This is a genomic window from Streptococcus sp. 10F2 (assembly GCF_054331515.2).
Map to the genome: position 1 here is coordinate 1 of NZ_JBTGGE020000007.1, position 14,376 is coordinate 14,376.

Genomic DNA, 14,376 nt, shown 5'->3' on the forward strand with positions numbered 1-14,376 from the left:
ATCGATTTAGATGGAAGTTATTGCCGATACTTTATCTGAATGTAGCTGATGAGTGATACGTTACAATTCTTCCATTTGATTATTTAGGAACTCTGTTTGGTTTGGGATAGAGATTAGGGTATAATAGTAGTAAAAGATTCAGATGGGATATAGATATGAGGATAGCAGATTATAGTGTGACGCGTGCTGTTTTGGAACGTCACGGCTTTACGTTTAAGAAATCATTTGGGCAGAACTTTTTGACAGATACCAATATTTTGCAGAAAATCGTAGATACTGCTGAGTTGAGCAAGGAAGTTAACGTCATCGAGATTGGACCAGGGATTGGTGCTTTAACAGAATTTTTAGCAGAACAAGCAGCAGAAGTTATGGCTTTTGAGATTGATGAGCGTCTGATTCCGATTTTGGGAGAGACCTTGGCTGATTTTGACAATGTTCAAGTGGTACAGGCTGACATTCTCAAGGTTAATTTGACAGAGCAGTTGCGTCGTTTCCGAAATCCAGACCTGCCGATTAAGGTTGTTGCTAATTTGCCGTATTACATCACAACTCCTATTCTTATGCACCTTTTGGAAAGTGGTATCCCTTTTGCGGAATTTATTGTGATGATGCAAAAGGAAGTAGCGGATCGCATCTCGGCGCAGCCGGGGACGAAGGATTATGGCTCCCTATCGGTCGCTGTCCAGTACTATATGGAGGCAAAGGTGGCCTTTATTGTTCCACGGACGGTTTTTGTTCCTGCGCCGAACGTGGATAGTGCTATTTTAAAAATGACACGTCTCCCTCAACCGGCCGTAGAAGTTTCCGATGAGGACTTTTACTTTAAGCTGGTTAAGGCCAGTTTTCACCATCGCCGAAAGACACTTTGGAATAATTTGCAGGCCTATTTTGGTAAAGATCCAGAAACTAAGGACTGGCTTAGCCGATCTTTGGATGCGGCTGGCATTGCGCCAAGTGTAAGGGGAGAGACACTTGGGCTGGAAGAATTTGCTAGCCTAGCGAAAGCACTTGAGGATCAGAAAGGATAAGAACGAATTTGCAAGGACGCATTATCAAGGCCTTGGCTGGTTTCTATTATGTAGAGGCGGAAGGTCAGATCTATCAAACTCGAGCTCGAGGAAATTTCCGGAAAAAAGGCCAGACTCCTTATGTGGGAGATTGGGTTGAGTTTTCTGCGGAGGAGCAGTCGGAAGGTTACATTTTGGCAATTTTAGAGCGTAAAAATGAACTAGTTCGGCCTCCGATTGTTAACATTGATCAGGCGGTCGTTCTGGTATCTGTTCGAGAGCCAAATCTGAACTTGAATCTCTTGGATCGGTTTCTGGTTTTGTTAGAGCACAAGGGAATTTCTCCGATTATTTACTTGACAAAAACAGACTTACTGGAGGATTCGGCAGAGCTCATTCCAATCCAGGAAATCTATGCGAGTATTGGCTACCCGGTGGTTAGTCGGCCAGAGGATCTGGAGCCACTCTTGCATGATCAGCTGACGGTCTTTATGGGTCAGACTGGGGTCGGCAAGTCAACCTTGCTAAACCGCTTGGCTCCAGATCTGGAGTTAGAGACAGGAGAGATTTCTTCTAGTCTTGGACGTGGCCGCCATACAACGCGGGCTGTAACCCTTTATGATCTCTTTGGAGGTAAGATTGCGGATACGCCAGGCTTCTCTTCTTTGGATTATGAAATCAATCAGGCAGAAGACTTGAATAACGCCTTTCCGGAAATTCGAAGGTTTAGCCATGATTGTAAATTCCGGACTTGTACCCATCGCCACGAACCGGCTTGTGCCGTGCAGCCAGCCGTGGAGGAAGGTGCTATTGCACCTTTCCGCTATGACAATTACTTGCAGCTCCTAAGCGAGGTGGAGCAGCGCCGTGTGACCTACAAAAAGGGAGGAAAAAAATGAGAAAATTCTTAATCGCCCCATCGATTCTAAGTGCAGACTATGCGAATTTTGAGTCGGATATGAAACGAATTGAAGCTAGTGGTGCGGAGTATGTGCATATTGATATTATGGATGGTCACTTTGTACCCAACATTAGTTTTGGTGCAGGAGTTGTTGCCAGTCTCCGCCGCCATAGTCAGTTGGTTTTTGATTGCCATCTGATGGTGAGCAATCCAGAGAGTCATCTGGAAGAATTTGCGCGTGCGGGAGCGGATATCATCAGCATTCATGTGGAAGCTACTCCTCATATTCATGGGGCCTTGCAGCGTATTCGTCAATTAGGAATGAAAGCGAGTGTGGTCATTAATCCTGGGACACCCGTTTCAGCTATTGAGCACGTGCTAGGCTTGGTCGATCAAGTGTTGGTAATGACCGTCAATCCTGGTTTTGGAGGTCAAGCTTTCCTACCAGAGACTCTGGATAAGATTCGTCAATTGGCAGCTTTACGTGAGAGTAAAGGCTTGGATTTTGATATTGAAGTTGACGGAGGTATTGACGATAAGACCATTGCACTAGTAGCAGAGGCAGGAGCCAATGTTTTTGTGGCTGGTAGCTATTTGTTTAATGGAGGTCTGGAAGAGGGGATGGACAAGCTCCGCCAGACGTTAGCTGAGCATGACTAAGATTGTGATTGTCGCAGGAGGGCCTTTGGGGCTCTCTTTGCCACTTGAGAATCAGGTGACGATTGGAGTTGATCGCGGTTGCTTAACACTATTGGAAGCAGGTTTATCGCTGGATTGGGCTGTTGGCGATTTTGATTCAGTTACGGCTGAAGAGAGGCAACAGATTTTAGAAGTGGCCCAGCATGTGGTGGAGTTACCTGCTGAGAAGAACGATACGGATTTAGAGGTTGCTCTTCGCGTGGTGTTAGAGCATTTTCCAGAGGGAGATGTAGTGGTTTATGGGGCCTTGGGAGGTCGTTTGGATCACAGTTTGGCTAATTTATTTTGGCCTAGTCAGGCAGAGTTTACTCCGTTGTTGGGGAGAGTTCGCTTGTTGGATGCTGAAAACTTAGTGGTTTATCGAGGATCTGGTTGGCAGCAACTTGAGCCGGAACTAGGTTACGACTATATTTCCTTTCTACCAGAACAGGGAAGTGCTTTTGAGATAGAGGGAGCCAAGTATCCTCTAAATGCTTCTAATTATTTTTTTAAAAAAATTTATGGATCTAATGAGTTCTTAGACCGTCCGATTGCTGTGAGGGTCCAAAAGGGCTATGTGATCATCATCTATTCACGGGATAGGAAGTAGTCATGGAAATTATTCTGATTATGTTGGGAGTAGCCAATCTTTTCTTGGGTTACCAGCTTTACCAATGGTTATTGCGGGGGCGAGAAGAGGAAAAACGGGAATGGGACAATCATATGGACCGCATGTCGGATCAAATTGATTATCGTTTTGCGGAATTGGCGAAGGATGCTCAAGTACGGGAAGGAAAGTTGGAATTGCAGTTGAGCGATCGATTGGCTAGCCAACAAGCTGGAATCCAGGAGGAAATGCAGGACTTGCGTGCAGAAGTGCGAATGAGCCTGGCTCAAAATAGAGAGCAGACGGAGCAAGGGATGCGACGCTTGCAAGAATCTAATGAAGCTCGCTTGGAGGCTATGCGCCAAACCGTAGAAGAAAAATTGGAAACGACGCTTCAAAGTCGTTTGCGGGCATCTTTTGAAACAGTTTCCCAACAATTGGAAAGTGTCAATAAAGGTTTGGGAGAAATGCGAACGGTAGCTCAAGATGTAGGCAATCTCAATAAAATTCTCTCGGGTAATAAAAGTCGAGGAATTTTGGGGGAGATTCAATTAGGACAGATTTTAGAAGATATCCTAGCTCCGCATCAGTATGAGAAAGAATTTGTCTTGGTACCTGAGTCGCGGAATCGAGTTGAGTATGCCATCAAGTTTCCTGGACAAGCGGATGAGGTGGTGTATCTCCCGATTGATGCTAAATTTCCGATGGATTCGTATTATCGTCTGGAGTCGGCTTTTGAAGTGGGGGATAAGAATGCTGTAGTAGCCGCTCGTAAAGATTTGTTACGTGCAGTTAAAGGATTTGCCCGGGATATAAAAAATAAGTACTTGGCTCCTCCCCGAACAACGGATTTTGGAATTTTATTTTTACCAACAGAAGCTCTCTACGCAGAGCTGGTACGAGAACCTCAGTTTATGGACCAGTTGCGAAAAGAGGAAAATGTAGTCTTGGCTGGCCCATCGACCTTGGCAGCTCTGCTAAATTCTTTGGCGGTTGGTTTCAAAACCTTACATTTACAGAAGAATGCTGAGGACATCAGTTTTGTTCTTTCTGCGGTAAAAAAGGAGTTTCAAAACTTTGGCCGAGTCTTGGATAAGACTCAGGATCAGTTGCGAATGGCTAGTGGTAGCCTTGAGCAGTTAATTGGCGTGAGAACTAGAGCCATTGAACGTAGCCTACGTCAGATCGAGGTAGAGGAAGCCTTAGACCTGAATCAATTACTCATGTGGACCGAGGAGGTAGAGGATGAAGATTAATCAAATGAAAAAGGACGAGCTTTTTGAAGGATTTTACCTGATTAAAAGCGCTGATTTACGACAAACCCGAGCTGGTAAAAACTATTTAGCCTTTACTTTCCAAGATAACACAGGGGCAATTGAAGGTAAGCTATGGGATGCACAAGAAAAAAATGTTGAAGATTTTCAAGCTGGACGCGTGGTTTTTATGCGTGGTCGACGCGAAGTTTACAACAATACACCGCAAGTCAATCAGCTATCAATGCGGTTAGCTAGAGTGGGGGAACCAACCGATCCAGGTCTTTATAAGGAGCAGCCACCGGTAGATCCAGTCCAATTACGGGAATATATTTCTGAGGTTGTTTTTCAAATTGAAAATCCAGTTTGGCAGCGCGTGGTACGGGCACTTTTTCAAAAATATGATCAAGCCTTCTATACCTATCCTGCAGCTAAGACCAATCACCATGCTTTTGAGACAGGATTAGCTTTCCATACTGCGACCATGGTTCGTTTGGCTCAAGCTATTTCACAAATCTATCCACAACTCAACCTTAGTTTGATGATTGCGGGTATCTTGCTACATGATTTAGCCAAGGTTATCGAGTTAAGTGGCCCTGACCATACAGAGTATACGGTTCGAGGAAATTTGATTGGGCATATAGCCTTGATTGATGAGGAAATTACCAAGGTACTGATGGAATTGGGGATTGATGATGAGAAGGAAGAGGTGATTCTTCTTCGTCACGTTGTCCTCAGTCACCATGGGCTGTTGGAATACGGTAGCCCTGTTCGACCACAACTGATGGAAGCGGAGATCATTCATATGATTGACAATATGGATGCGGGGATGATGATGATGACCAGTGCTTTGGAAAAAGTAGGCCCTGGAGAAATGACCGCTCGTATTTTCGCCTTGGATAATCGAAATTTCTACAAACCGCAATTGGACGAGTAGATACTTTCAAAAAAGCCGAACGTTTTTTTAGTTTATATGATATAATTGTAAAAAATAGAAAACAGGGTTAGGAAAATGAAATTAAGAAGAAGTGAACGGATGGTAGTCATTTCCAACTATTTGATCAATCATCCTTATGAGCTAACAGGTCTTAATACATTTGCCTCCAAATACCAAACGGCTAAATCTTCTATTTCAGAAGACATCGTGATTATTAAGCGGGCCTTTGAGGAGATGGAGGTGGGCCATATCGAGACTATCACTGGTGCCGGTGGTGGTGTCATCTTTAAACCTTCTATCTCTAAAGAAGAGAGTCTTCAAATTGGAGAAGAACTACGGACTCAACTATCCGCTAGTGATCGGATTTTACCGGGTGGCTATATTTACCTATCCGATTTGTTAAGTAATCCGATTTTGTTGAAGAGTATTGGGCGGATTATCGCGAAGACTTTTCAAGATGAGCCTATTGATGCAGTCATGACGGTTGCGACTAAAGGGGTTCCTTTGGCGAATGCCGTTGCCAATGTTTTGAACGTTCCTTTTGTGATTGTCCGTAGAGATTTGAAAATTACAGAAGGTTCTACAGTTAGTGTCAATTACGCATCAGGGTCTAGTTCCCGGATTGAAAAGATGTTTTTGTCTAAACGAAGTCTTCCTGCGGGAAGTCGCGTTTTAATAGTAGATGATTTCCTCAAAGGCGGGGGAACGATTCGTGGAATGATCAGTCTTTTAGATGAATTTGATTCTAGCTTGGCCGGAGTTGCTGTTTTTGCGGACAATGCTCAAGAAAAACGGGACGGTCTAGAGTATCGTTCTCTTCTACGGGTGACGAAGATTGATGTGGATTCTATGCAAGTAGATGTAGAACTTGGAAATATTTTTACAGAAAGTATGAATGAGGTTGCAGAGTGAAGCAGTTTTTAGATCGATTTGATCAAAGTTCGATTTGGGTTCGGATTTTTATCTTGGCCCTTCTGATGTTGGTTTTGATGATGGGATTAGTAGTGGCACGTAGTATGCAACGGAGCCAGCAGGCTAAAACGACGATTACAGCACCATCTAAATCCTCAACATCCACAAGTAGTAAATCTCCAGAGGAAGAGGCTATGGAGAAAGCAGAAGAGGCTGTGAAAAAGGCTGAAGATGAACAAAATGAAGGCAATTTACGGACAGCCAAAGAGAAAGTTGACGATTTACCAGATGGTGATCGGAAAAATGAATTGATGAATCGCTTACAGGCTGTCGCAAGTGCGCTTGGATTGGATCTTCAAGGTCTTAGTGCACCATCTTCATCTAGTTCCCAAGAAGAAGTAGTGCCAGCTGCTTCATCTGCTGCACCGGTTACTCCTGCAGCAAGTCAGGTGGCACCGCAAGTAGAACAGCCTGTATATTCACAACCACAGTATGTTGTAGAGCAGCCAACTCAGCCAATTGTTGTAGAACCAGTGCCAGAGGCACCAGTAGCTTCCACTCCTGCAGCAGAATAAGAAATAGAATTCAGTCCTTTTGAACACAGAGGGACTGTTTTTTTCTAAAAAAACAATTGACAGGCTGGGGGTGATTTGGTATCATAGTTGACGGTACTTTTTACTTTTGGTCTCTCAAAAGTGTACAGAGACGTGCTGACAAATGTTGCAAAAGTACACCGTCTCAGGGCTGTCACCAGTGCCTGATATCCAAAAATAAAAATTCACAGGAGAATGTAGATGCCTACAATTAACCAATTGGTTCGCAAACCGCGTAAATCAAAAGTAGAAAAATCTAAATCACCAGCTTTGAACGTTGGTTATAACAGCTTGAAACGTGTTCCAACTCGTGAAAACTCCCCACAAAAACGTGGTGTTGCTACTCGTGTTGGTACAATGACACCTAAAAAACCAAACTCAGCTCTTCGTAAATTTGCTCGTGTACGCTTGAGCAACTTGATCGAGGTTACAGCTTACATCCCAGGTATCGGACACAACTTGCAAGAGCACAGTGTTGTGCTTATCCGTGGTGGACGTGTAAAGGACCTTCCAGGGGTACGTTACCATATCGTCCGTGGTGCTTTGGATACAGCCGGTGTTAACGATCGTAAGCAAGGTCGTTCTAAATACGGTACAAAACGTCCTAAAGGATAAGAAGGGGGATAAGAGAGAATGAGTCGTAAAAACCAAGCGCCTAAGCGCGAAGTATTAGCAGATCCACTTTACAATTCTAAATTGGTAACACGTTTGATTAACCGTGTTATGATGGACGGTAAACGTGGTACAGCGGCATCTATCGTTTATGGTGCCTTCGATCAAATCAAAGAAGCAACTGGCAACGATGCACTTGAAGTATTCGAGCAAGCATTGGAAAATATCATGCCTGTACTTGAAGTACGTGCACGCCGTGTTGGTGGATCTAACTACCAAGTCCCAGTTGAAGTACGTCCAGAGCGTCGTACAACTCTAGGTCTACGTTGGTTGGTACAAATCGCACGTGACCGTGGTGAGCACACAATGCAAGATCGTCTTGCAAAAGAAATCATGGATGCAGCAAACAACACTGGTGGAGCTGTTAAGAAACGTGAAGATACTCACCGTATGGCTGAAGCAAACCGTGCGTTTGCACACTTCCGTTGGTAAGATAGGCTATTTTAGCGTTAAACAAATATTAGCCAAAATAGGAAAATTTGTGCTGAGTCTACAGACTCTAGGAAATTTTATCTTTTTTGCTAAACGCTTGGCCTGAGTTTAATTAGAAGGTACGAGGACGTACCAACAAAATATCAGGAGAAGCGGGTGGGTCTTACCTATCTGCTTTTCTTGGAATATGGTATAATAATAAAAAAATAAATATAGGAGAGACAAATGGCTCGCGAATTTTCACTAGAAAAAACTCGTAATATCGGTATCATGGCTCACGTTGATGCTGGTAAAACTACAACAACTGAGCGGATCCTTTACTACACTGGTAAAATCCACAAAATCGGTGAAACCCACGAAGGGGCTTCCCAAATGGACTGGATGGAGCAAGAACAAGAGCGCGGAATCACAATCACTTCTGCTGCGACAACTGCTCAATGGAAAGACACACGCGTTAACATCATCGACACCCCAGGACACGTGGACTTCACAATCGAAGTACAACGTTCTCTTCGTGTATTGGATGGTGCCGTAACCGTTTTGGATTCCCAATCTGGTGTTGAGCCACAAACAGAAACTGTATGGCGTCAAGCTACTGAATATGGTGTTCCACGTATCGTATTTGCCAACAAGATGGATAAAATCGGTGCTGACTTCCTTTACTCAGTAAGCACTCTTCATGACCGTTTGCAAGCAAATGCACATCCAATTCAGTTGCCAATTGGTGCTGAAGATGATTTCCGTGGAATCATTGACTTGATCAAGATGAAAGCTGAAATCTATACTAATGACCTTGGTACAGATATTCTTGAAGAAGACATTCCAGCTGAATACCTTGAGCAAGCACAAGAATACCGTGAAAAATTGGTTGAAGCAGTTGCTGAAACTGATGAAGATTTGATGATGAAATACCTTGAAGGGGAAGAAATCACAAATGAAGAGTTGAAGGCTGCGATTCGTAAAGCAACAATCAACGTAGAGTTCTACCCAGTTCTTTGTGGTTCTGCCTTCAAGAATAAAGGGGTTCAATTGATGTTGGATGCGGTTCTTGACTACCTTCCAAGTCCACTTGATATCCCAGCGATTAAAGGTATCAACCCAGATACTGAAGAAGAAGAAACTCGTCCTGCATCTGATGAAGAGCCATTTGCGGCCCTTGCCTTCAAGATCATGACAGACCCATTTGTTGGTCGTTTGACATTCTTCCGTGTGTACTCTGGTGTCTTGAACTCAGGTTCTTACGTTATGAATACCTCAAAAGGTAAACGTGAACGTATCGGACGTATCCTTCAAATGCACGCGAACAGCCGTCAAGAAATTGAAACAGTTTACGCTGGTGATATCGCTGCTGCTGTTGGTTTGAAAGATACAACAACAGGTGACTCATTGACAGATGAGAAATCAAAAGTTATTCTTGAGTCTATCAACGTTCCAGAACCAGTTATCCAATTGATGGTTGAACCAAAATCTAAAGCAGACCAAGATAAGATGGGTATTGCCCTTCAAAAATTGGCTGAAGAAGATCCAACATTCCGCGTTGAAACAAACGTTGAAACAGGTGAAACAGTTATCTCTGGTATGGGTGAGTTGCACTTGGATGTCCTTGTTGACCGTATGAAACGTGAATTTAAGGTTGAAGCGAACGTAGGTGCTCCTCAAGTATCTTACCGTGAAACCTTCCGTGCTGCTACACAAGCACGTGGATTCTTCAAACGTCAATCTGGTGGTAAAGGACAATTCGGTGACGTCTGGATTGAATTTACACCAAACGAAGAAGGAAAAGGATTCGAATTCGAAAATGCTATCGTCGGTGGTGTGGTTCCTCGTGAATTTGTACCAGCGGTAGAAAAAGGTTTGGTTGAGTCAATGGCTAACGGTGTTCTTGCAGGATACCCACTTGTTGACGTGAAAGCTAAACTTTACGATGGTTCTTACCACGATGTTGACTCATCTGAAACAGCCTTCAAGATCGCTGCATCTCTTGCATTGAAAGAAGCTGCTAAGACTGCTCAACCAGCTATCCTTGAGCCAATGATGCTTGTAACTATCACAGTTCCAGAAGAGAACCTTGGTGATGTTATGGGTCACGTTACAGCTCGTCGTGGACGTGTAGATGGTATGGAAGCACATGGTAATAGCCAAATCGTTCGTGCTTATGTACCACTTGCTGAAATGTTCGGATACGCAACTGTTCTTCGTTCAGCATCACAAGGACGTGGTACTTTCATGATGGTATTTGACCACTATGAAGATGTACCGAAGTCTGTCCAAGAAGCTATCGTTGCGAAAGCAAAAGGTGAATAATAATCAATAAAAAGAGGGAGATGAAAAATCCCCTCTTTTTTTGCTGCAAAAAGAGGGGAGTCTGGCTTGAAAAGAAATCTGTTTTCAAAATTGAATCGTGGAAATGTCTGAAAGATGAATAGGATGCCTGTGTCAATAGGCTTACAGAATGAATGAGAGGTTAGAGTATTCCTAGCTCAATTGCTCTTAAGACGGAGGCTAAGCTAGAATGGGTCCCTAGTTTTTCTTGAATGTTGGCTAAGTGATTGTTTACAGTTCTTCGACTGATTGCTAGTTCTTCGGCAATTTCTTCCTGTTTATAGTACAGTCGTAAGAGTTGAAGGATGTGGATTTCTCTCTGTGTTAAGCTTTGGTAGTTAGACACTTCTGGCCTTGGGAAATAGGTATTCCCCTTTAGGATTTGTTGAACACCTTGAGTGATTGTAGTCATAGGTAAATCCTGATGAAGATAACCACTAGCTTGGCAGCTTTGGCTCAGCTGGAAATAATATTCTCGATAATGAGTGGAAAAGAGAAGGATTGGCTGCTTTGGACAAAGCTGTTTAATCTTTTGACAGGCATTGAAGGCTCGTCGTTCAGGTCTGGTGATCTCAAGAATAATGAGTTCAGGTTTTGAGAGGATAATGTGGTCCAGGTATTTATCATTCCAGTCATTTAATTGAACCGTGAAGTTTGACTCTTTATAAATGTTAATGAGTGCATGGGCTAAGAATTCACGGCGTCCTATAAAGAGTACAGTCATCATACCCCCCTCTCAACGTACTATATTTACAGTAGTATATCACAAGGTTTAGGTAATCAACAGTTTATTTGTAAAATAATTCAGAATTTTGCACAAATTACTCATGACGGAAATAGTGGTATTTGATACACTTAACTTTATATATATCAGTCAGTCTAATTTCATTGAAGATATTTTGTGTTTTACCTGAGTGAATAAAGCTACCATTTTACATGCAATTAGACTGTTTAGACTGGAAGGTGGTGACTTTAAATGAAGAAGAAGTGGGCTAATCTCACCCCTAATTTTTATCGACTCATTCTAAGTTCAGCGAGCAGGAATATTGCGGATTCTTTTTACCTGATTGCTTTATCACTTGGTTTAGTTCAGGTTTATCAGGTGGATGCTGCGAGTCTATCCCTCTTTACTTTAGTTGGGATGTTACCGCGTTTATTTGCGGCTGCTTATGGCCCTTATTTACAAGCTATTCGTAGGAATCGATTGGCGATATTGGGTTTACAGTTGGTTCAGTTGCTCATCATGGTTGGTATTCTACTTTGTTTGCTACAGGCTTGGTCACTCCCATGGATGGTGAGTCTGAATTTACTTTTTAGCTTTGTGACTGTCTGTTTGAATAACTTGCAAATGAAGGTCATTCCCTCCGTCTTGGATAATAATGATGATTTGCTTGACAAGTCAGTAGATGTCCAATATTTGGCAGGAAATGTCTTGGATATTACCAGTAATTTTGTTGCATCTGTACTTTTAGGATTTATTTCTTACTTGGTCTTAATGCAACTAAGTTTGCCCTTCTTTATCGCGGCCCTCTATTTTCTATTTCGCCTTCGCATTCCAGATTCTAAGGGGAATGAAATTGAGGAAGACGTTCAGGGAGTGACAATCGAACGAGCTGCATCATTTAAGGCTTTATTAGAATCCAAAGATTCTTTCTATATTGTTTTGACAGAAGCTGCCTTGAGTGGTGGGACAGATTTACTTCTGACCCTTACACCGATTTACCTGATTTCTCAAGGTTATTCGGTAGCCTATCTGGGTTTAGTTTTAGGCCTACAACGTGGAGCTGATCTTTTAGGAGCAATCCTTGCACCTTATATCAAGATGGATCCTCGAGTCTTTTTTCCTTTAGATTATATTTTGTCAGGCCTGTCCTTTGTGTCGGTATTTTTGATACCAATTCCTCAATTTAAACTGTTCTTTCTCTTTCTGGGATTTGTGATTATTGGTATCTCAGGGAATATGTTTAATAAATTGATTTATGCAAGTTACAATTATGATGAGTTATCCTTAGTGAATTCTGCTATTGTTACTCTTTATACCTTTTTTGCCATTCTCAGTCTATTAATCCCTAGCATATATGACAATATCCAAATGCTTGGATTGGCTATCAATGGAGCGACCATCCTTGTGGGAATTTGGCTTTTTTTAAAAATAGTAAGAAATCGGTGAACTCACCGATTTTTTTGATTGTGTCACAAAAACTGTGACAAGATTTGAGTTCCCTGTCTGAATTTTTGTCGGTATACTAAGGATAGAAATCAAAGATGGGAGGTCGTATCATGGAATCGCAATCATTTCGTGTACGTCTACAGAAGTTAGGGACAACCTTGTCCAATATGGTTATGCCGAATATTGGTGCATTTATCGCTTGGGGTGTATTGACTTCTTTATTTATTGAGACAGGTTGGCTACCAAATGAGTCCTTTGCGACTATTGTTGGTCCAATGATTACCTACCTCTTGCCCCTGCTAATTGGATATACAGGTGGATTTAATGTCTACGGTCAACGGGGAGGAGTAGTTGGAGCTATTCTTACAATGGGGGTTATTGCTGGAACAACCGTTCCGATGTTCATTGGTGCTATGGTAGTAGGACCTTTTGGTGCCTGGGCTATCAAGAGATTTGACCAAGCTGTGCAACCTAAGATTCGTCCAGGTTTTGAAATGTTGGTTAATAACTTCTCAGCTGGATTACTTGGATTTGCCTTAATGCTCTTATCCTTCAAGATTGTAGGACCTTTTGTAGAGAGCATGACAGCGATGATTGGAAATGGTGTTGAGGCGATTGTAGCTATGAAGCTATTACCGATAGCCAATATTATCATTGAGCCAGCTAAGATTCTCTTCCTGAATAATGCTCTTAATCACGGTATCTTTACACCTCTAGGTGCTGAGCAGGTACTAGAGACTGGTAAATCGATTCTATTCCTCTTGGAAGCTAACCCTGGTCCTGGTTTGGGTATCCTCTTAGCCTATGCCATGTTTGGAAAAGGCTCTGCTAAATCATCATCTTGGGGTGCGATGATTATTCATTTCTTTGGTGGAATCCATGAAATTTATTTCCCTTACGTTATGATGAAACCAGCTCTATTCTTAGCCGCTATTGCTGGGGGTGTCTCAGGTACTTTTGCTTTTCAATTCTTAAATGCAGGTCTTGGAGCAGCAGCTTCTCCAGGTTCTATTATTGCCATTATGGGTATGGTTCCTAAAGGGGATGGCTACCTTGCTAACCTTCTTGCAGTTCTTGCAGGTGTTTTTGCTGGAGCAGTTGCTTCTTTCTTAGTTGCCTCTATTATTTTAAAGGCTGATAAATCTGCTGGGGAAAGTTTGGAAGAGGCACAAGCAGCAAGCAAGGCTGCTAAAGCTGCATCAAAAGGACAACCTCTGGCTCCAATTGCTGAGGAAATTTCTTCTGCAACTGTAAAACAAATCATTTTCGCCTGTGATGCAGGGATGGGTAGCTCCGCTATGGGTGCTTCTCTCCTTCGTGACAAGGTTAAAAAAGCTGGATTGGATATTCCAGTTTCTAACAAGGCTATCTCAGCCTTGGAAGACACAGAGAACACCTTGATTGTTACTCAAGAGGAATTGGCAGATCGTGCTGCTCAACGAACTCCACGGGCAATTCATGTTGCTGTAGATAATTTTTTAACATCTCCTAAATACGATGACATTGTTAGTAAATTGTCAGGACAGCCAGCAGTTGTTTTTGAAGTCGATCCACAACCTCAGGCACGAGGGCAAGTAGACTTAAACTATGTAGATGAAGTTGTCTTTCCTTATGGTCAAGCTCAAGGTTCTGCAACAATGGGGCAAGCTACTTTGAGTGCCATCTTCAAAAATCGTGGTCTCGGTATTCCAGTTGCGACTGTTCCTCTAACTCAATTAGCAGAACATAATGCTAAAAATATTTTATTAGTAACCACGATTTCACAACAGTCAGCGGTTCAACAAGCCGCACCAGAAGCTCAACTGTTGGTAGTAGATAGTTTGGTGACTACTCCAGAATATGACAAGATGGTTGATCGTATCCATCAATAAGTAAAAAGTTTAGTATAATAA

General features: G+C 42.6%; 14 protein-coding genes. 13 read left to right on the plus strand and 1 reads right to left on the minus strand.

Annotated features, from left to right (window positions below; translation table 11 throughout):
* Positions 1 to 155: 155 nt before the first annotated feature.
* The 11 genes from rsmA (at position 156) to fusA (ending at position 10,296) form a co-directional block, all read left to right on the plus strand.
* Positions 156 to 1,028 (plus strand): 16S rRNA (adenine(1518)-N(6)/adenine(1519)-N(6))-dimethyltransferase RsmA, encoded by an 873-nt coding sequence (gene rsmA, locus ACXM1Q_RS02780; protein ID WP_458515964.1) that lies wholly within the window; start codon positions 156 to 158, stop codon positions 1,026 to 1,028.
* Positions 1,029 to 1,036: 8 nt separating this feature from the next.
* The gene (rsgA, locus tag ACXM1Q_RS02785; protein WP_458515966.1) at positions 1,037 to 1,906 is read left to right on the plus strand and encodes a ribosome small subunit-dependent GTPase A; all 870 of its coding nucleotides are present in this window, start codon (positions 1,037 to 1,039) and stop codon (positions 1,904 to 1,906) included.
* The gene (gene rpe / locus ACXM1Q_RS02790) at positions 1,903 to 2,568 is read left to right on the plus strand and encodes a ribulose-phosphate 3-epimerase (RefSeq protein WP_458515968.1); all 666 of its coding nucleotides are present in this window, start codon (positions 1,903 to 1,905) and stop codon (positions 2,566 to 2,568) included. Before rsgA ends, rpe begins: the two co-directional genes overlap by 4 nt.
* Complete coding sequence (locus ACXM1Q_RS02795) at positions 2,561 to 3,196, plus strand: thiamine diphosphokinase (RefSeq protein WP_458515970.1); 636 nt, start codon at positions 2,561 to 2,563, stop codon at positions 3,194 to 3,196. The genes rpe and ACXM1Q_RS02795 overlap by 8 nt, the downstream gene beginning before the upstream one ends.
* A gap of 2 nt (positions 3,197 to 3,198) precedes the next feature.
* The gene (locus ACXM1Q_RS02800; RefSeq protein ID WP_458515972.1) at positions 3,199 to 4,449 is read left to right on the plus strand and encodes a DNA recombination protein RmuC; all 1,251 of its coding nucleotides are present in this window, start codon (positions 3,199 to 3,201) and stop codon (positions 4,447 to 4,449) included.
* Entirely contained in the window at positions 4,439 to 5,383 is a 945-nt protein-coding gene (locus ACXM1Q_RS02805; protein WP_458515974.1) for a 3'-5' exoribonuclease YhaM family protein, read from the plus strand. Before ACXM1Q_RS02800 ends, ACXM1Q_RS02805 begins: the two co-directional genes overlap by 11 nt.
* A gap of 75 nt (positions 5,384 to 5,458) precedes the next feature.
* Entirely contained in the window at positions 5,459 to 6,295 is an 837-nt protein-coding gene (gene purR / locus ACXM1Q_RS02810; RefSeq protein ID WP_135038057.1) for a pur operon repressor, read from the plus strand.
* Positions 6,292 to 6,870, plus strand: a complete 579-nt coding sequence (locus ACXM1Q_RS02815) for a hypothetical protein (protein WP_458515977.1) — start codon at positions 6,292 to 6,294, stop codon at positions 6,868 to 6,870. The genes purR and ACXM1Q_RS02815 overlap by 4 nt, the downstream gene beginning before the upstream one ends.
* Before the next feature lie 219 nt (positions 6,871 to 7,089).
* Positions 7,090 to 7,503 (plus strand): 30S ribosomal protein S12, encoded by a 414-nt coding sequence (gene rpsL, locus ACXM1Q_RS02820; RefSeq protein WP_135038061.1) that lies wholly within the window; start codon positions 7,090 to 7,092, stop codon positions 7,501 to 7,503.
* A gap of 18 nt (positions 7,504 to 7,521) precedes the next feature.
* Positions 7,522 to 7,992 (plus strand): 30S ribosomal protein S7, encoded by a 471-nt coding sequence (gene rpsG, locus ACXM1Q_RS02825; RefSeq protein WP_135038063.1) that lies wholly within the window; start codon positions 7,522 to 7,524, stop codon positions 7,990 to 7,992.
* A 225-nt stretch (positions 7,993 to 8,217) separates the two neighbouring features.
* Positions 8,218 to 10,296 (plus strand): elongation factor G, encoded by a 2,079-nt coding sequence (gene fusA, locus ACXM1Q_RS02830; RefSeq protein WP_458515980.1) that lies wholly within the window; start codon positions 8,218 to 8,220, stop codon positions 10,294 to 10,296.
* 160 nt (positions 10,297 to 10,456) lie between these two features.
* Here fusA and ACXM1Q_RS02835 read toward each other — a convergent pair whose 3' ends face one another.
* Entirely contained in the window at positions 10,457 to 11,038 is a 582-nt protein-coding gene (locus tag ACXM1Q_RS02835; RefSeq protein ID WP_458515982.1) for a LuxR C-terminal-related transcriptional regulator, read from the minus strand.
* Between the two features lie 252 nt (positions 11,039 to 11,290).
* Between ACXM1Q_RS02835 and ACXM1Q_RS02840 the strand changes: the two genes are divergently transcribed.
* Together ACXM1Q_RS02840 and ACXM1Q_RS02845 are read left to right on the plus strand one after the other, a co-directional pair.
* The gene (locus ACXM1Q_RS02840; protein WP_458515984.1) at positions 11,291 to 12,484 is read left to right on the plus strand and encodes an MFS transporter; all 1,194 of its coding nucleotides are present in this window, start codon (positions 11,291 to 11,293) and stop codon (positions 12,482 to 12,484) included.
* A gap of 110 nt (positions 12,485 to 12,594) precedes the next feature.
* Positions 12,595 to 14,355 (plus strand): PTS mannitol-specific transporter subunit IIBC, encoded by a 1,761-nt coding sequence (locus ACXM1Q_RS02845; RefSeq protein WP_458515986.1) that lies wholly within the window; start codon positions 12,595 to 12,597, stop codon positions 14,353 to 14,355.
* The last annotated feature ends 21 nt before the right edge of the window (positions 14,356 to 14,376 follow it).